General features: G+C 63.1%; 12 protein-coding genes. 5 read left to right on the top strand and 7 right to left on the bottom strand.

Annotated features, from left to right (window positions below; genetic code table 11):
• Nucleotides 1-30: 30 nt before the first annotated feature.
• From ACR65J_RS17170 to ACR65J_RS17145, 6 genes are all read right to left on the bottom strand, one after another.
• Nucleotides 31-1473 (bottom strand): phytoene desaturase family protein, encoded by a 1443-nt coding sequence (locus ACR65J_RS17170; protein WP_440171337.1) that lies wholly within the window; start codon nt 1471-1473, stop codon nt 31-33.
• On the bottom strand, nt 1466-2929 hold the full coding sequence (locus ACR65J_RS17165) for a glycosyltransferase family 87 protein (RefSeq protein ID WP_440171335.1): 1464 nt from the start codon (nt 2927-2929) through the stop codon (nt 1466-1468). The genes ACR65J_RS17170 and ACR65J_RS17165 overlap by 8 nt, the downstream gene beginning before the upstream one ends.
• Nucleotides 2930-2977: 48 nt before the next feature.
• On the bottom strand, nt 2978-3109 hold the full coding sequence (locus ACR65J_RS17160; protein WP_440171333.1) for a hypothetical protein: 132 nt from the start codon (nt 3107-3109) through the stop codon (nt 2978-2980).
• Nucleotides 3110-3448: 339 nt separating this feature from the next.
• Nucleotides 3449-3583 (bottom strand): hypothetical protein, encoded by a 135-nt coding sequence (locus ACR65J_RS17155; protein ID WP_440171331.1) that lies wholly within the window; start codon nt 3581-3583, stop codon nt 3449-3451.
• A gap of 155 nt (nt 3584-3738) precedes the next feature.
• Complete coding sequence (locus tag ACR65J_RS17150; RefSeq protein WP_141182849.1) at nt 3739-4323, bottom strand: histidine phosphatase family protein; 585 nt, start codon at nt 4321-4323, stop codon at nt 3739-3741.
• The gene (locus ACR65J_RS17145; protein ID WP_440171329.1) at nt 4320-5828 is read right to left on the bottom strand and encodes a CCA tRNA nucleotidyltransferase; all 1509 of its coding nucleotides are present in this window, start codon (nt 5826-5828) and stop codon (nt 4320-4322) included. The genes ACR65J_RS17150 and ACR65J_RS17145 overlap by 4 nt, the downstream gene beginning before the upstream one ends.
• Nucleotides 5829-6036: 208 nt before the next feature.
• On the opposite strand from ACR65J_RS17145, the gene ACR65J_RS17140 reads away from it, so the two are divergent.
• From ACR65J_RS17140 to trxA, 5 genes are all read left to right on the top strand, one after another.
• The gene (locus ACR65J_RS17140; protein ID WP_056335973.1) at nt 6037-6537 is read left to right on the top strand and encodes an NUDIX hydrolase; all 501 of its coding nucleotides are present in this window, start codon (nt 6037-6039) and stop codon (nt 6535-6537) included.
• Nucleotides 6538-6597: 60 nt separating this feature from the next.
• Nucleotides 6598-8736: a murein biosynthesis integral membrane protein MurJ gene (gene murJ / locus ACR65J_RS17135; protein WP_440171327.1), complete on the top strand. Its 2139-nt coding sequence runs from the start codon at nt 6598-6600 to the stop codon at nt 8734-8736.
• A gap of 164 nt (nt 8737-8900) precedes the next feature.
• Nucleotides 8901-10538, top strand: coding sequence for a discoidin domain-containing protein (locus tag ACR65J_RS17130; RefSeq protein ID WP_440171325.1), 1638 nt, complete (start codon nt 8901-8903; stop codon nt 10536-10538).
• A 213-nt stretch (nt 10539-10751) separates the two neighbouring features.
• Nucleotides 10752-11708 (top strand): thioredoxin-disulfide reductase, encoded by a 957-nt coding sequence (trxB, locus tag ACR65J_RS17125; RefSeq protein ID WP_440171324.1) that lies wholly within the window; start codon nt 10752-10754, stop codon nt 11706-11708.
• A 36-nt stretch (nt 11709-11744) separates the two neighbouring features.
• The gene (trxA, locus tag ACR65J_RS17120) at nt 11745-12071 is read left to right on the top strand and encodes a thioredoxin (protein ID WP_440171322.1); all 327 of its coding nucleotides are present in this window, start codon (nt 11745-11747) and stop codon (nt 12069-12071) included.
• A gap of 4756 nt (nt 12072-16827) precedes the next feature.
• On the opposite strand, the gene ACR65J_RS17115 is transcribed toward trxA, so the two are convergent.
• Nucleotides 16828-18126, bottom strand: coding sequence for a ParB/RepB/Spo0J family partition protein (locus ACR65J_RS17115; RefSeq protein WP_440171320.1), 1299 nt, complete (start codon nt 18124-18126; stop codon nt 16828-16830).
• Nucleotides 18127-18156: the final 30 nt, after the last annotated feature.

Genomic DNA, 18156 nt, shown 5'->3' with positions numbered 1-18156 from the left:
CCCCGGGGGTGTAAACCAACCCACCGGAACCTAGGAAAGCCCCAATGCCGGAACCGGCAACTTGAAGATGTCCTTGAGGGCGTGCTTTGCCGCGTGCATCCCGGGCATGCCCGTGACCCCGGGGCCAGGAGGTGTTGACGACGAGCAGAGGTAGACACCCAGCAGCGGGGTCCGCCACGGGACGGGGGAAACCACCGGTTTCTGGACAAGCCCGCGGACGTCCATCACACCGGCGCTGAAGTCGCCACCGATGTAATTGCGGTTGTACTCAGCCAGCTCCGCCGCGGTGATGACATGTGATTCCACCACCAGGTCGCGGAAGCCCGGCGCGAACCGTTCCAATTGGGCCACCACCTGGCTGGTCATGTCCTTCGTCGAGCCGGACGGCACATGGCAGTAGGTCCACAGGACGTGCCGGCCTTCCGGTGCGCGGCTGGAGTCGAAGCGGGACGGCTGCGCCACGAGCACATACGGCCGTTCGGGGTGGCGTCCGGCACTGACCTCGTTCTCCGAACGCGCGAGTTCAGCCCGCGTGCCGCCCACATGGACCGTCCCCGCGTCGGATAGCCCGGCTGCCTGCCACGGCACCGGCCCGGAAAGGATGAAGTCCACCTTGCAGGAGCCGTTGCCGTAGCGGAAACGCTCCAGTGCCCTGCGGTAGTGGGCGGGAAGGGAGTTCCCCGCCATGTCCAGCAGCCCCCGGGGCGCCACGTCCAGCAGGGTGGTGCGGGAGGCCGGAAGCTGTTCCAGCCGGTCGATCGGGGTTTCGGTGTGGATAACGCCGCCGTGGGCCCGGATGTCATCGGCAAGCGCTGCCGCTATTGCTGCCGAGCCGCCGCGGGGGATGGGCCAGCCGCCGGCGTGCCCCAGGGCGCCGAGCATGAGTCCGGCTCCGGAGGCTGCGAGGGAGGGCAAATGGGAGATTGCGTGCGCAGCCACACCGCTGAGGAGGGCCGGCGCAAGTTCGTCGCGGAACCTGGCGTTCCACAATCCGGTCCCCTGTTCCAAGGTCCGCAGTCCATAAATCCCCGCCACCAGGGGGTTCCGGGGAATCCGGAGGAGCTGGTTCTGCGTGAAGTCCATGACATCGTCGATATGCCGGACCAGCGGTTCCATAAGCCGCCGGTAGGCGGGTCCGTCCTGCCCCAGTTCCGCCGCTGTCCTGTCCAGTGATTTGTAGGCCAGCGCTGCGCGGCCGCCGTCCAGCGGCGAACCGAAGGAAACTTCCGGAGTGACCAGCTCCACCCGACGGGGCAGCTCGAAGGCACGGAAGAAAGGGGATGCAACGGCCATTGGATGCACCGCGGAGCAAACGTCATGGAAGTACCCCGGCCGCATCAGCTCCGTGGTCCGGGTGCCACCGCCGATTTTGGCTGCAGCCTCGAAGACCTCCACTGACAGTCCGGCCCGCGCCATGACCGCTGCTGCCGAAAGTCCGTTGGGACCGGAGCCTACTACCGCGACATCAGGCATGGGACCTTGCTTTCGGAGGAAGGAGCGAGGCGCCCGGCCGGAATGGATTCAACCGAAAGCGGTCCGGCGCATTCGCGAAAGGGCCGCCGTGCGGATCATCAAGATGGTGCCGGCGGATGGGGTCGTACGCGGGGTCGTAGATATCCCAGACGACCCGTGCCATGAGGTAGCCCACCGCGGCCATGTGCGCGGCTACGGCGAGGACGTAATAGGGCATGTCCAGGTTGTGCTGGGAGGAACCTGCGCTGGTCACCTGACCAAGGTACATCCAGATCGCAGCCCAATGCAGGGCTTCGATGCCCTGCCACACCAGGAAGTCCCGCCACCGCGGCCTGGCAAGGGCCAGCAGCGGAATGAGCCACACGACGTACTGCGGCGAATAGACCTTGCTGGTCAGGATGAAGGCAGCCACAACCAGGAATGCGAGTTGTGCCAGCCGTGGGCGGCGGCGTGCCGTCAGGGTAACAGCGGCAATCCCGCCGCAGGCCAGCACAAAGAGTCCCGCGGACAGAACGCTGACGCCTTCGGCACCAAGCCCGGACCAGCCCAGCCTGTCAGCCACAAGGTTGTAGGCGAACCAGGCTGAGCTGTGACCGGCACCCCGATCGGCGCTGTACTGGAAGAAATACGCCCAACCCGATGGGTTGGCGACAGCGAAGGGCAGATTGACCACCAGCCACGTGGCAGTCGCGCTGCCGGCGGTTACCAGCAGCGGGCGCCATCTTCCGGTGCGCACCGCAAGCAGCAGGATGGCCCCCAGCACCAGGAGCGGATACACCTTGGTGGCTGTTGCCAGGCCGATCATCACTCCGGCGGGAACGAGGCGCTGCCGGGCAAAGAAGTACATCCCCAACGCAAGCAGGCACGCAGCCCAAAGGTCCCAGTTGATGGTTCCGGCCAGCACGATTCCCGGCGCCACCGCCACCATGGCGGCGTCCCAGGGACGGCGGCCTGGCATACGGGCAACCACCACCACGGTGAGCATCGCCACGGCAGCCAACAGCACGGCGTTGATGTCGAAGTAGGCCAGCGCCTGGGCGTTAACATCCCCACCTGGCACCAGCCATGCCGTCAGCCCCGCGATTAAACCGATGAGCACCGGGTATTCAAACTGGCTGCCGCTGCCCAGGATGGGAAAGATTCCGGCCGCCATGCCGCGGTTCCGGAACAGCTCCGGGAAGTCCGAGTAGCAGGTGGCATAGAACTGTGTGGGCGTCGCCCACCCGTTGGCCCTGCAGTAGCCCTTGAGCAGGATCCCCAGCAGGGCTGCCAGTGCCGTGAGGGCAATGAGTACCCGCTCCACGGTGAAGATGCCCGATGTGACCGCACCGGGATCAGCCCTGGTCCCCAGCGGACCGCCGATCACCTCGGTGAAATTCCGCAGCAGGGAATCACTGCGGCTGGGCACCACGATGCGGGGCCGTCGTGAATCCTCCGGCGGCTGGGTCTCGTGCATGGGATCGAGCTTACAGCCGGCCCCTTCCCCCAGGTTCGGGGCCGCCTGTCAGCGCAGTCCGCCCAACTGTTGGTGCATCAGCACGAACACGTCGTTCCGGTGCTGCTCCAGCAGGGCACTGTTCAGGGAACTGCGGCGCTGCAGAGGCCGGGACAGGAGAACCAGGATTCGTCGTATCAAGGGAACCACCTCCTTTCTTTGATAATCAGGAATGAAAAAGGGCACCGTAAATCAGCACCGTTGTCGGGCGCAAAAGGGCATGCTAAAGCGGTGCGGGAATTCCAAAAAGGAAATCAGTGAATTAAGTCAGCGCAATTAAACAGGGCCGGCTACAAAACAAGCTGTTGGGGAACTGTAAAAGCCAAATGCCAGGTTCTCCGAGGAGGACCGTTCGAAGGCAGGGCACGGGCTACGCCAAGAGCTGTTTCACGGAGTCAGCGGGGAATCGCAGCGGTCCGCAGTCGGTAGGAGCTGGGCGGATACCGCAGCGGCAGTCCTGGCAGGGAAGGCCGGTGCGGGCTAGCGTCGCCGCAGCTGGACCGGGAGGGTGACAGGCCCACCCGTGCCGGCATTGACCGGGGCAACGCGTGCGGAATCAGCAAAGGCCGGGAACGCATTGATGCGGGCATTCCATTCGCCAGTCAAAGTCATCATTATCCCAACCTCCTTTTCTGCTGTCCGCTGCGTGGATTGCAATGCGGTCTGGAGCCCAAGTGGATCACCGTGGGGTCAGGAATAAAAGTACCGCAGGATTCCGTAAATTACCAGCAATTTACCGGGAAAAAGTAAAACTTCCCGAAAAGTAACGTTTACAGGCCCCAGCGGACAATTGCAGGAGTCTTCTTATCCCATCCCAGGGTGCAGACCTTCGCCGTCCCCAGGACAAAGTGCCGCCCTTCCGTGGGCGGCAATTCCAGCCAGCGGGCGGTCAGGATCCGGGAGAAATGCCCATGCGCCACGATCAGCACGTTGTCCATCCCGGATTCCAAAATCCGGCCGATGATCTTGTCCGCCCTGGCGGCGACCTCATCCAGCGTTTCACCGTTGGGCACGCCGTGGGTCCAGATCAGGTAGTCGGGGTTGTCCTTGCGGATCAGGTCGGAGCTGATGCCTTCGTAGTCGCCGTAGTTCCACTCCACTGCAAGCGGCTCGTGCCGGGCATCGGGGAAACCTGCCAGTTCGGCTGTCCGCCGCGCACGCCGCAGCGGGGAGGTGAGCACCAGGTCGAAATCGACACCGTCCAGCACCTTGCGGGCCTCCACGGCCTGCTGCTCACCTTCCACGGTCAAAGGAAGGTCGGTGAGCCCGGTGTACTGTCCGCTCTTGGACCATTCGGTCTCACCGTGGCGAAGGATCCAGAGCTGGGGGCGCGGGGCAAGGGCGGGATTGGTCACTTGGACTCCTCAACGGGTGAAGGTTCGACGACGGCGGGAGGGGCTTCGGCCCCAGGTCCGGCAGGTGCTGATTCAGGCTGTTCGGCCCACCAGCGGAGCAGGCGCGCCTCCGCTTCTTCGGCGGGCAGCGGGCCGTGTTCCATCCGCTCATTAAGGAGGAACTTGTAGGCGCGCCCCACAACAGGTCCGGGTTTAAGGTCCAGCAGGGCCATGATCCGCGCGCCGTCCAGATCCGGGCGCACCGCGTCCAGGGACTCCTGTTCACGCAGGACGGCAATCCGTGACTCAAGGTCGTCGTAGGCGAAGGCCAGTCGTTCGGCCTTCCGCTGATTCCTGGTGGTGACGTCCGAGCGCGTCAGCCGGTGCAGCCGCTCCAGCAGCGGCCCGGCGTCCGTGACGTAGCGCCGGACGGCGGAGTCACTCCAGCCGGCGTCGCCGTAGCCGTAGAAGCGCATATGGAGCTCCACCAGCCTTGATACGGCCTTGGTGGTGTCATTGTCGAACCGCAATGCCTTCATGCGCTTGCTGGTGAGCTTGGCACCCACCATGTCGTGGTGGCGGAAGCTCACCGCGCCGCCCGGTTCAAAACGGCGCGTAGCCGGCTTCCCGACGTCGTGCATTAATGCCGCAAAGCGCAACACGAAGTCCGGCCCGGGAACGGGGCCCTCCGCGTCCGTTTCCAGCTCCGCGGCCTGTTCCAGGACCTGCAGGGAGTGCTGGTAGACGTCCTTGTGACGGTGGTGCTCGTCGGACTCGAGGCGGAGGGCGGACACCTCGGGCAGCACGTGCTCGGCCAGTCCCGTGTCCACCAGGAGGTCAATACCTGTCCGCGGCCGGGCCCCGCAGACCAGCTTGACCAGTTCATCCCGCACCCGCTCCGCGGAGATGATCTTGATCCGGTCGGCCATGTTGGTCATGGCATCCCGGACATCATCGCGGACGGAAACGCCCAGCTGGGCGGCGAACCGGGCCGCCCGCATCATCCGCAACGGATCATCAGAGAAGGAAGCCTCGGGGGCGCCCGGCGTGGCCAGCACGGACGCGTGGAGGTCACGCACGCCGCCAAAGGGATCCACCAGCTCCATGGAAGGCAGCTTCAGCGCCATGGCATTGATGGTGAAGTCGCGGCGCAGCAGGTCATCGGTCAACGAGGAGCCAAATGCCACTACCGGCTTGCGGGAGTCCGGATCGTAGGCCTCGGCCCGGTACGTGGTGATTTCGATCTGGAAACCGGCCTTGCGCATGCCGATGGTGCCGAACGCCCGGCCGATCTCCCAAAAGTTGTCCGCCCACTTCTTGATCAGCGCCACGGTCTGGTCCGGCGTGGCGTCAGTGGTGAAGTCCAGGTCGGGGGAGGTCCGGCCCAGGAACAGGTCACGCACGGGACCGCCCACCAGGGACAACTCGTGGCCGGCGTCCACGAAGCGCTGCCCGAGCTCCAGGACCACCGGGGGCACCTTGAAGTCGACAGTGTGGGAATCAATCTTGTGATGTGCGTGCGCCATAGTTCCTTAAGCTTGGCAGAAACCAGCGGCTTGGCAGTCCAAAAAAGCGTCACGATCCGCGCTGATTCGCGATCCCCTCCGGAAAGTACGTCATATCCCGTCCATGTTGCTGTCATGTTCCGGTCATCACCGGAGGGCAACAGTCGTTAGAGTGGACTCCATGGCCCATCCAGTACCGAGCGCTCCAGGCAGGAGGACAAACGCACCATTGCCGTCGGCAATCGGTGCGCACGTTGCCCCTGCCCAGCAGTCGGCACCGGCATCGCTGCCTACGGTTGAGGAAGTCTCGGCCGGTGGCGTGGTGGTGGACACGTCCGACGCCGAATTGAGGGTGGCGATTATCGCCCGCCTTAACAGGGGTGGCCGCCTCGAGTGGTGCCTGCCCAAGGGCCATCCGGAGGGCAAGGAAAACAACGAAGAGGCCGCGGTCCGGGAGATTGCCGAGGAAACCGGCATCGAGGGCACCATCCTGGCTCCGCTGGGCAGCATCGACTACTGGTTCACCGTCAGCGGCCACCGGGTCCACAAGACCGTGCACCATTACCTCCTTCGTGCCACAGGCGGCGAGCTGACGATCGAGAACGATCCGGACCAGGAAGCCGTGGACGTGGCCTGGGTACCCATCCAGGAACTGGCCCGGAAGCTGTCCTTCCCCAACGAACGCCGCATCGCCGACCTCGCCCGCGAGGTCCTGCCCGGGCACCTTTAAGCCCGGACGCCGCCGTCGCCATTGCGGTGTTAAGTGCCCGCGGGTGAGACGATGAAGTCGATGTCAGCTACCAACTTTCCTTCCGACCGGTCCGGCCGGCCCGATGACGCCGCGCCCGACGGCGTACCCCCTGAGCCGGCGGCCCCGGACCTTGCGGAGCCTGCAGCGGCGGGCGTCAGCGAGACCCGTTCCAGCGCCATCATGGCTGCCGGGACGCTCGTTTCACGTTTCCTGGGCTTCGGCAAGACCTGGATGCTCGGCACCGCCCTGGGCCTCGGTTCAACGGTCAATGACACCTTCATCAATGCCAACAACCTGCCCAACCTGATCTTCCTGCTGGTGGCCGGCGGCGTGTTCAATGCAGTGCTGGTCCCGCAGATCATCAAGGCCAGCAAGGCTCCGGACAGGGGAGCGGACTACATCAGCCGGCTGCTGACGCTGGCTGTCCTGCTCCTCCTCGGGCTGACAGCGCTGGTTACCCTGGCGGCGCCGGGGGTTATCGAACTGACCACGCAGGGGTACTCGCCACAGCAGAAGGCGCTGGCGGTGACGTTCGCGTTCTGGTGCCTGCCACAGATCTTCTTCTACGGCCTCTACGCCCTGCTCACCCAGGTCCTGAACGCCAACGGCGCGTTCGGCCCTGCCATGTGGGCACCCATCCTGAACAACGTGGTGGCTATCGCCGGCCTGGGGATGTTCATTTGGATCTTCGGCACCAACGAGTTCAGTCCCCACACCCTGGACAACTGGGGTTCCACGCAGACGCTGCTGATCGCAGGGTTCTCCACCATTGGCGTGCTGTCGCAGACGGCCATCCTGCTGGTGCCGGTCTTCCGGCTGAAGCTGGGACTCCGGCCGCGGTTCGGCTGGCGGGGAGTGGGACTCGGCCACGCAGCCAGGCTGAGCGTGTGGACGCTCCTGACGGCCGCCGTCGGGCAGTTGGCTTTCCTGTACGTCATGCGCATCGCCACTATCCCCGGCGCTGAGCGCATCCGGCTGCAGGAGGCGGGGGACCCTTCCGCCTCCACCCTTCCGGGCAACGCCGTCCTTGAGGTGGCCAGCCAGCTGTACCTCCTGCCGCACTCGATCATCGCCCTCTCCCTTGCCACGGTGCTGTTCAACCGCATGACCCGCGCCTCACAGGAGGGCAATCGTGCGGAACTGCGGGATGCTCTCTCTCACGGTCTCCGGACCATGGCTGTGGCCACCGTCTTTGGAGCGCTGGCGCTGTTCGCCCTGGCAGGTCCGCTGGGCATGTTCTTCTCGGGCGGCCTCCGCCAGGACGGCGTCATGCTCGCCCAGACGCTGACCATCCTGGCCCTCAGCACGCCGTTCATGAGTGCCAATTTCATGATGTCCCGCGTTTTCTACGCCAACGAGGACGCCCGCACCCCGTTCTACGTGCAGCTGCTCCTTGCAGTGGTGTACGTGGCGGGCGCCTTTGCCATCCAGTTCCTGCCGGTGGGCCAGATCATCTACGCCATCGCCGTCCTCTACATGGCAGGCAACATTCTCTCCGTGGTCATCAGCGCGTTCTTCCTGCGCCGCATGCTGGGCAGCCTCGATGGGCCGCGCATCGCCAACTCCTACATCCGCATGGGGTACGCGGCCTTGGGCTCGGCCATTGCCGGTGCCGGCGCGCTCTGGCTGATGGGCAGCTACAACCCCGACGGGTTCGCATGGAGCGGGCGACTCCAGGCGCTGGTGACGGTGGCCGTGGCAGGGCCGGTCATGCTGGCCGTCTACTTCCTGCTGCTCAGGCTGTTCCGGGTCTCTGAGCTGAGCGATATGCTGCGGCCCCTGTTGGGACGGTTTGGCCGGGGCGGCCCGGCCCCTGCTCCTGAAGCCGGGGACGCGCCGTCGTCCGCTCCTGCCGGCGGAACTTCCGGCCAGGGTCAGCGTCCGGAGCGGGCCACCACGTCGGTGGACACCGGCCTCATCCCACGGATTTCAGGCGAGTTCGACGCCGTCTCCTTCCGTGCGGGCCCGGATCCGGAGCGTGGGGCCCGCCGCCAGGAAAAGTACGACGACGGGGCGCGGCAAGGTGCCGAGGAAGCCTACCTGCCGGGCGAGGACCAGCCCGGCACGGCCCGCGGCGGCCTGCTCAGCGACCAGATTCCGCTCCCCGGCCGCCGGACCTACCAGGGCAAAGCCGGTGAGAACCCGTATTTCAGCAGCCGGCGCAAGCGCAAAAAGTAACCCAGGTGCGCCCCCGCGGCCGTCTTCTCCGCGGCCGTCCGGGGCGGATCGGCTAGGATCGAACAGGTACAGGGGTAGTTGCATTCAGGGCAGGCCGTGCGCGGGCACCTGAAGGGCGGTTGCGTTATCGAGGCCGGCAATCCCGGACAGTCTAGGAGGAACACGTGTCCAACCCGATCGATGTCGGATCAGTACTGGGCGGCCGCTACAAGGTCACCGCCACAGTGCTGGCCTCGCACGACCACGATCTGGTGCTGGATGGTGTGGACCAGGTCCTCAACCGCCCGGTCAGCATCCTGGTTGCCGGACCGGAAAACACGGAACAGGTTGCGCAAAGCGCCCGCGAAGTGGCCACCGGCGAACGTCCCGGAACCGTGCAGGTCCTGGACCTTGGCGTCACCGAGGACGCCACCTACCTCATCACCAACCACACGTCCGCCGCCGACCTCCTGGACCTGGTGGTGGCCCCCAACCCGCCATACGTGGAGCCGTTCTTCACGGACACCCTGGGCAGTGAAATCTTCGGACAGGCGCGGTCACACGAGCCCGAACCGTACGACGAAGAAGACCACGTCGAAGCAGGCTACATCAGCTACGCCGATTCGCACCCCAACCAGGTTGATCCCTACCGTTCAGCTCCTGAGCGGTCAGCTCCCGCCGTTCCGCCCCGGCCGCCGGTCCGTCCCGCTTCCAGTCAGCCCACGCCGAGGGGCCGCGCCGGAGCAGCTGCCGCCGGTGTTGCCGGTGTTGCCGGTGCAGCCGCCACTGCCAAGACGGGGACGGGTGCCTCCCGGATGGACCCCGACGCCACTGCCGCCCAGCCCGTGGCACATGATGCCGTAACCGCGCCGGGCCGCGCAGTCTCCGCAGAGGCGGACACTGGTCCGAACGCTACAGCTGCCCAGGCCAACACTTCGTCAGTCACCCAGCCTTCCGCTGAAGAACGTAAGCCGAAGGTCTCCCTGTGGTCCAACGACGACTACGCCCAGCCGGGGGACCAGGACCACCACGAAGACACGGATCACGCCCCGCAGGAGCCTCGTCCTGTCAAGAGCAAATCCGCGCTCTTTGCCCGCACGGCAGCGCCCGCTACCGCCGGCGTCTCCTTTGCTGACCGAGACGACTACGACGATGACCGCGACGCATCCGAAAGCCAGCCGCGATCCATGCGCTGGCTGGTCGGGGGTCTGCTCGCTGTTGTCCTGATCGCCGGCCTCATCTTCGCCGTAACCAACCTCGGAAGCCTCTTCACGTCAGAACCGCAGGCCAAGCCCACGGCCGCGCCCGTTACCACCGGTGCTCCGCAAAACTCTGCACCGGCAACGCAAGCAGCCCCATCGGCGCCCCCGGTTGTTCCTCCGGCCATCGAGAGCGTCAGCCGGCAGGGGAATTTCGACTTCGCCGCCACGTTCGACGGCGACCTGATCAAGGCGTATGACGGTAACGCGGCCAGCTACTGGTCCGACATGGAATTCGCAACGGAGAACTGGGGCGGTTTGGCTCCCCAGGGGGTCCCGTTGGTTGTGAAGTTGAAGGGCACTTCCACCATCTCATCCATCACCCTCTCCCAGCTCGGTGGATCGGGCGGCAACATCACCGTTTACACCAACGACCGGCCCTCCATGGACGGAGCGAAGCCAGTGGGAACCAACAGCTTCACGTCCACTGACCTGAACATGCCCCTTCCGGAACCCGTTCAGGCACAGTACGTGATCGTCTCCATCAATTCGCTCCCCAAGCTGGCGGCCCCCAAGACCCGTTACGGCTACGGCCTCCGGCTCGCTGAAATCAAGGTCCAGTAGCGCTTAGGCATCACGGCGGCCCGGCTGCTGTAATCCATCCTGCAGCAGCAGGGACTGTAGTCTGGGAAAAGCGCCCTGATACGGCGGGACCTTTGTCTTCCGCTGTGCTTTACGTCGTCCGGGCGCTGGAATATTCAGCACTCGGACACAGTTGTGCCATGTGGCCGGCCTCCACGGGGAGGCGAGTCGAACAAGGAAGAGGTTCACGGTCCAGTGACCATCGAAGAGAAGACGGCGTCGGACGTTCGCGACGTCATTATTGTGGGCTCAGGCCCGGCGGGCTACACAGCAGCTGTCTATACCGCCAGGGCAGACCTTAAGCCTCTGCTGCTGGCTGGTTCGGTGACCGCCGGCGGGGAATTGATGAACACCACGGACGTGGAGAACTATCCCGGTTTCCCAGAGGGAATCATGGGACCGGACCTGATGGAAAACTTCGAGAAGCAGGCCGCACGATTCGGGACTGAAATCCAGTTTGAGGATGTGACCGCGCTTGAGCTCGATGGGCCCGTGAAGACGGTTACCATCGCCACGGGGGAGACCTTCAAGGCAAAGGCAATCATTCTCTCCACCGGCTCCGCCTATCGTGAACTGGGCCTCCCCAACGAAAAGCGGCTCTCTGGGCACGGTGTGAGCTGGTGCGCAACCTGCGACGGTTTCTTTTTCAAGGATCAGGACATCGCAGTCATCGGTGGCGGCGACTCCGCCATGGAAGAGGCCCTGTTCCTTACCAAGTTCGCGAAATCGGTAACGGTTGTTCATCGCCGTGACTCGCTGAAGGCCTCCAAGATCATGGCCGACCGGGCGCTTGCCCATGAAAAGATCAATTTTGTCTGGAACAGCACCGTAGACGACGTCCTGGGAACGGACAAAGTCACGGGTCTGCGGTTGAAGAATCTGTTGGACGGCTCAGTGTCCGATCTTGCCGTTACGGGAGTTTTTGTCGCTATCGGTAATGATCCCCGCACCGACCTGGTTGAGGGTGTCCTGGATCTGACGCCTGAAGGAACCATCGCGGTGGAGGGGAGGAGCTCCCGGACCAGCCTCCCGGGTGTGTTCGCCGCCGGCGACGTTGTGGATCCCACCTACCGGCAAGCCATCACTGCCTCGGGTTCCGGATGCGTTGCGGCTATCGATGTTGAACACTATCTGGCAGACCTGCCTGCATAATCTGCCCCACTGTTATTCGAAGAGAAAGATTAGGTTATGAGCAACGCTAAAGATGTAACTGACTCGAGTTTCGGCTCCGACGTCCTCTCCGCCGATAAGCCGGTAATCGTAGACTTCTGGGCAGAATGGTGCGGCCCCTGCCGCAAGCTGGGACCTATCCTGGATGAAATTGCAGTCGAGTACGGTGAGAAGGTGGACGTCGTCAAGGTAAACGTTGATGACAACCCCGCTATTGCTGCCCAGTATGGAATCACCTCCATTCCTGCGGTCTATCTCTTCCAGGGCGGCGAGGTGAAGAGCACTGTCATAGGCGCCAAGCCGAAACAGTTCTTCGAAAAGGAATTTTCTGACGTCTTGTCCTGATGCCTGCATCCCTCAGATGTTTAGTGGGGGATTGCCCGCGCAGAGATAGCGCTTGAAGTGGCCATCGCCTACCGGCGGTGGCCACTTTTTATTGTGTTGGCCCCCTGGTTGCTGGGCGACCACGTGCCGGAGACCGCATCAGCGCCCCTGTCCGTCATACGACGTGTTTCACGTGAAACGTTCCCAGTGGGCTAGTCAGGCGACAACTGGGCGTCCCTGAACCCGCACTTCAGTAACCGCCCTCGATCACGGTACACCCACGACTACTGCAGAGACACCGCGCAATGGAGACGCGTCGTCCGGGAATAAGCGTCCTCGTGTTGAGTCTCCTGCCTGCTTCATCTCTTCAACCCACCACTGCTGTCGCCCTGATGCTGGCAGGCGTCCCACGGACTATCTAGGCAGAGGGCGACAGGGGATAGAAACGCGCATACCCCGCCGGATCCCTTCAGAGACTCCGGGGAGTCCGTCGAGGTCCCGGCCTCCCCAAATCGGGGTGGAGCAGCCTGCGAGTCCTGATCGGCATGCGTCTTGGGAGGATGTTTCACGTGAAACGAGGCAGCATCTCTTTGTCCTCTAAGCTGCATCCCCTTACCGGGGTCAGTCTCCATACTTGCAGATTGAATCTCCACTATGATGCGAGGATTGGTCGCCTGTGCGTGGTGCGCGGCAGCGTACACCACTTCAGGCTCCCCAGATGCCTTCAAACTTACTAGTCACGAACACTATTCGAGTATCCTTTTGCGCAGGACCTACCAGTAGCAGCGGCGACGTCAGCTATCCACTACATTGAGACGCAGTATCCGTCTTGCAGCGGCCGCACGACCAGGGGAAGGCGATTGCAGTCGTGGATCGACACGAACGACAACGCTCGCGATAACCCGGAATACGCGACCAACCCGGCGCGCCCGGTCGAAATCTGCCGTCTCCGTCATCGCGTAGCTTCTCGGTCCGCGCTGCGCTGAACACCAAGCGTTGTTTGCCACTCAGCCACTAGGGCTCCGACGTGCTCATGCCCGGGAGAGTGGTGACACCGACACCAGCCAGCAGACGCGGGATCTGGTCTGAAGACCATAAGAACACTAGTGGTAGCTCCCCGCGGACGACGTACATCCAAGGTGCCATACCGCTTGGGGCCGATTCGCTGGGCACGGCCATTGGTATCCGATGGGCTGGGCCCGGATCCGCACGGCGAGCAGCAAGAGGGTGGGCAGCTGCGCGTCCGCAGTCACGGATGGACTGACAGCCTAGGTGCCATTGCGTCCCGGTCAGCGCAGGACGGGGAACTCGTTAGACTAAGCCTTTGGCTCGGGCACCATCCGGGTTTCCGCGGCCTCCCGCTGATTCAAGGACCGGTGAAACATCGGCGAATGATGATTGCGGGTTGTTCATTCACGTCCGCGATCCCCATCCAACGACCCGCACGCAACCCCGGTTCACTTGGAAGGCCGCACTCTGTTGCGCCGGTGCTTCACGTGAAACAATGGCGCCACCGGGGGACAAGTCCTGTTCACTCAGGCGCACTCCGGCCACTAACAGGACAATGTTTCACGTGAAACGTTCATGCGACACAGGACCGCGGCGAGGTGCAGGCGTAGACCCCAGGGAATAGGCAGGCGGGGGCATACCCATGCACTCATCGCCCACGATATGCACATTCTCCTTTAGGGATGTGCGACCCGCTAGACGATGATCGAGCCCCAGCCTTGAAGGAGGGCGTAGGAATATACCGCTAAACGGTTGACCGATCATGCGGCCTGCGCGAACAGCGGCGGTAGCAAAGGTCAGGCATGCATCCACGTGGCGGCCCAGGGGCCAGGCATCAGTCCATCACCGCGTGAGATCCACGCCATCGACTGAGGCCCCGCATCGTACGAGACTGCAGTAGGAGATGCTACCTTCCCGGCGGGTGCTGGCAGTCAGCTCAGTAGACCCGCACGGATATCGATGGTAGCCGGTCGCCCTGGGCTTATCGCACGCCAGGTGGCATTCTCTGAAGTGTCGTGCCCTGCATCTTGAAGGGTCCAGCGGCACAGCGCCCGACTGCGCGACGAGAACGGGCGAGGTCTAGCAGGAAGGCGTAGTCTCAGGGGGCAGAGGTCTGCCCGCCATGGTGATCTTGTCCACACGATTATCCACAGCTACACGGTGGGCTAATCCACAAGTTTATCCACAGCCCCCAAGGTGGGAGGCGGGCCGCGCTGTATAGGCTATCTTGCTATGAAATTGAGGACGGTCCTGGGCAGGCCTTCCTGTTCCTATGGGCAACATGGGACCAGTGCCAGCACTTCCCAGCGAATCGCGATTTTCAAGCCCGATTATTACCCTCTTTGGTTGTAAACTCAGTCTAGCTTCCACTACGAGTGCATGCGGCGCCAGCTGTTTCACGTGAAACAATGCTAGCGCCTCACGTCATCCGTCTCGGGTATCGGGACATATCCGGACGGTCGGCCGCTGGGTGGCCGGAGGAACCGGTAGGGGACTGCAGATGTGTCCCATTTATCCCCATGGTTATCCACAGGGATATCCACGGCCGGTCTCTCTGTTGATACCCCGCCACAGTGGCAGCGGGGCAGTACTGCGAAGCCGTAACTCGAAGGACGGTGACCGCAGCTCCGCCGCAACACTGGTAGGTCGCCAGAGGCCAGCCTCAGGACCAGGAGCGGACCCACCCCAACAACGGCATTCACGGTCCGCGCGGGCATGCGGAACAAAGAGATGCGGATTTTTCCCGGGGGGCGGATTTTTCCCGGGGGGCGGATTTTTCCCGGGGGACGGGCGCTTCAAATGGACTTCCTCAAGTCGTCATTCGGCTGCCGGGTACTTAGCTCCATGATGCTGGTAGCGACTGCCCCTGGACTTGGTCAAGCCAGAGGGGCACTGCGGGAACGCGTCGAACTCACTGTAGCGCAAAGGCCCATCCGTGACCGATGGGTAGCGGCGGACGTGGGGCCGCCATCTACATGCGGTTAATGAGAGGTAAACGAAATTGCACAGTTAACTATGTTCCGCCACGGTCGGCCCCATCGTCAGCTCGAGTACGTCGAAGGCGGTGGCTGGTGAGCCCACCTCACATGACCCTGCGGGCGCAGTCACAGCTCTGCCCAGCACTTTTTTCTGAACAGATCCTCGCACCGTCCTCCATGTGCGTAGCAGCGTTGGTCCGCCTACGTGGGGTCCAGGGACAATGCGGGCACCGCACGTGCAACTGAGTCGTCTTCCGCCAACCAAGGTCTGCTTAGGAAGATACGGACGGGTCAGGCGCCGGCACCGGTAGCCCTGGTCGACGCCGTGGGCGTACACGTTGTTTCACGTGAAACGCCGCGTCGATGGACGGTCTGGGATGAACGCAATTGCCCCATTCCCTCGCCACCCCCGGCTTCCCTTGCTCACCGGCTTTGTCTCATAGGATGAGTACCCGCTGCACGTCAGGACTTAGCTTTCCCGCACGATGAATTTGAACGCGTCTTGCTGGATGCCGCCCAACTCGTTAGCTGGATGAAGACGGCGGCCTTGCGTCCAGGTAGCCCGCAAAGCAGGTGAGGGGACCTTCGCGGTGGCGCCAACCTTGTTTCACGTGAAACACGGCAGCGCGTTTTCGCTGTCAATTCCGTCGGCACGTGCTGCAATCCGTGACCGACTATATTCACATAGAGGTACCCGGTCCTCCGTTGAGTCCCGACAGTCTCCTCTTCTAAACCTCCGTATACACAATGTTCGTCAGCAGACGATGAGTCACCCTAGTGGAAAGGCAGGGCGCAAGGGGTAGCGAAGCTAGTATCGCCGTGGTCTATGCTGCATCAGGGCTGGGGAGGCCGCGAACAGCTCATAGGATGCGAGTCCTGATCCGAGCCCCACCTGGGCGAGCACCACGGGGGCCAGCCGAAAAGCCCTTCAACGGATCCTTGGCAACCTTACCGTCAAAGCTGAAAGAGACGGCTAGGTTGGAATACTGGTCTTGTTCGCGCGTTTCTGGATGAAGCACATTTTGGGCGGCAGCCTAAGGCGTCAATGGCACGGGTTTCCGACCAACCACATGTAGAGCAGCGGCCACGGGCAGCTGTCACGCCCATTCACGGCCCCCAAGTAGGCGGCACATGCGCCGCGGTGGTGGCGTGCGCGTGGAGCTTCAAGAACGCGTGGAGTAACCTCTTCCTCGGGCCAAGAGGTGCTGCGATTCTGACGCGGAGACCATTAAAACGGCCACCACGTTGATTCACTGGCGGCTCATTCAGTGCAATGACGGATGTCGCCAGTAATCCAAGCACGGAATGCAAGACGTGTTTCACGTGAAACGTCGCAGCCGGGTAAGGGATCGAAAGGAGTTACCCTGTTCACTGGGCCAGCGTCACACCGCGGATCAGCAATCACCACGTAGGTTTAGCCAAGTCCTATCCTCGTTGAGCTGAAGCTCGGCTGTACTGCGGGAGCGGAGGCGCCAGTAGGCTAGTCACAAAAAGATCGAGGTATCCCGTTCAGGCAGACATCGAGGTATCCCGTTCAGGCAGACTGGGCAGCAATCGCCCTAGTACGTTGCAGCAAGCGTCGGCGCCGTCCAGATCGGGTTATGAAAGCAGTGCTACAAGGGAGGCACGGAAGCACCATCACGTGCGGGACATAAAGGGAAAGTGCAGGCGAGGCGCCAATCGAGCCAGTCTCGCGGTCGCTTATATTCATTGATCTGAGGTCCGCGAGGCACTACGCAAAACAGAAACAAAAAAGGCCCGGTCCACAACGGACCGGGCCTCTTCTGGACTCAATTATTGGAACCGGGAGCCAAAACGTCCATAATCCGGTTCAGGTCCTCAACGCTGGCAAATTCGATGCTGACTTTGCCTTTCCTGACACCCAGGGAGATCTTGACGTTGGTGTCCAAGCGATCTGAGAGCGAAGAGGCAAGGTAATCCAGTCGTTCATGCCTGGCCCCAGGACGCGGAATGTTGTTCTTGACCGGCTTGGCAGGATCCTGGTACAGGGTCACTGCTTCCTCTGTTGCCCGAACAGACATCCCTTCGGCAACGATTTTCTGGGCGAGGCGCTCCATGGCGGCCGCGTCAGGCAGCGAGAGAAGGGCCCTGGCGTGGCCAGCGGACAGCACACCGGCGGCTACGCGGCGCTGAACCAGCGGTGGCAGCTTCAGGAGACGCAGGGTGTTGGAGACTTGGGGCCGGGAGCGACCGATACGGTCCGCCAGCTGCTCGTGGGTGGTACCGAAGTCCTCCAGGAGTTGCTGGTAAGCCGCAGCCTCTTCCAGGGGGTTCAGCTGGCTGCGATGGAGGTTCTCGAGCAGGGCGTCCCGCAGAAGGTCGTCATCGGTGGTGTCCCGGATGATCGCGGGGATGGTTTCCAGCCCTGCTGCCTGCACTGCGCGCCAGCGGCGTTCACCCATGACAAGTTCGTAGGGTTCACTACCGTCTTCGGTTGAAGTACGAACCACGACTGGCTGCAGGACGCCGATTTCACGGACTGAGTGAACCAGCTCAGCCATGTCGTCTTCATCGAAGACACTTCTAGGTTGCTTCCGGTTGGGATGGATATCGGCGACGGGGATCTCCGCGAAGCGGGCACCCGGAACCTCTACGAGCTCAACACCGGAGTCCCCAGGACTACTTACGTCGGCGCTGGCGGCAGGAGCGTTGCTCTCTGGCCTCTCGGCACCAGCAGGCGCCTCCATTGGAGGAGCGGGCTCAGCTGCTGCCTTAGCCTCCGCAGCGGACGCCTTTTTGGCAGGAGCCTTTTTCGCCGAAGCCGCAGCTGCAGAAGGAGCGGGCTTCTCTCCGTCCCCACTGCCGTTGTCCACGGTGGACTTTGCAGCTCCCGACCTGGCTGGGGAACGGCGTGATGCCGCCGATTCCGCCGAGTCATTGTCCTGCGACCTGGCAGCGGCAGGCGCTGCAGGCTGCTCCAAGGGTTCGGTCTTCTTCCGGCCCTCGGGGAAAAACAAGTCCACAGGTCGGGATACCGCCCCGCCGTTACCGGAAGACCCATTGGCTGCGGCGGAACTAGGAATCAGCGCGCCAAGACCGCGGCCTAGGCCCCGTCGCTTCTCGCTCATGGGTAAATCCCTCCAGTGGTGGAGGCAGGA

The sequence above is a fragment of the Arthrobacter sp. SAFR-044 genome, assembly GCF_059414985.1.
The sequence above is the reverse complement of the archived record's forward strand: the minus strand, read 5'-3'. Positions and strand labels throughout refer to the sequence as shown.

Excerpts from the sequence above, each read along its gene's own strand:
- ACR65J_RS17115 (WP_440171320.1), bottom strand. The coding sequence starts at position 18,126 with ATGAGCGAGAAGCGACGGGGCCTAGGCCGCGGTCTTGGCGCGCTGATT.
- trxA (WP_440171322.1), top strand. The coding sequence starts at position 11,745 with ATGAGCAACGCTAAAGATGTAACTGACTCGAGTTTCGGCTCCGACGTC.
- ACR65J_RS17165 (WP_440171335.1), bottom strand. The coding sequence starts at position 2,929 with ATGCACGAGACCCAGCCGCCGGAGGATTCACGACGGCCCCGCATCGTG.
- ACR65J_RS17145 (WP_440171329.1), bottom strand. The coding sequence starts at position 5,828 with ATGGCGCACGCACATCACAAGATTGATTCCCACACTGTCGACTTCAAG.
- ACR65J_RS17155 (WP_440171331.1), bottom strand. The coding sequence starts at position 3,583 with ATGATGACTTTGACTGGCGAATGGAATGCCCGCATCAATGCGTTCCCG.
- ACR65J_RS17170 (WP_440171337.1), bottom strand. The coding sequence starts at position 1,473 with ATGCCTGATGTCGCGGTAGTAGGCTCCGGTCCCAACGGACTTTCGGCA.
- murJ (WP_440171327.1), top strand. The coding sequence starts at position 6,598 with ATGTCAGCTACCAACTTTCCTTCCGACCGGTCCGGCCGGCCCGATGAC.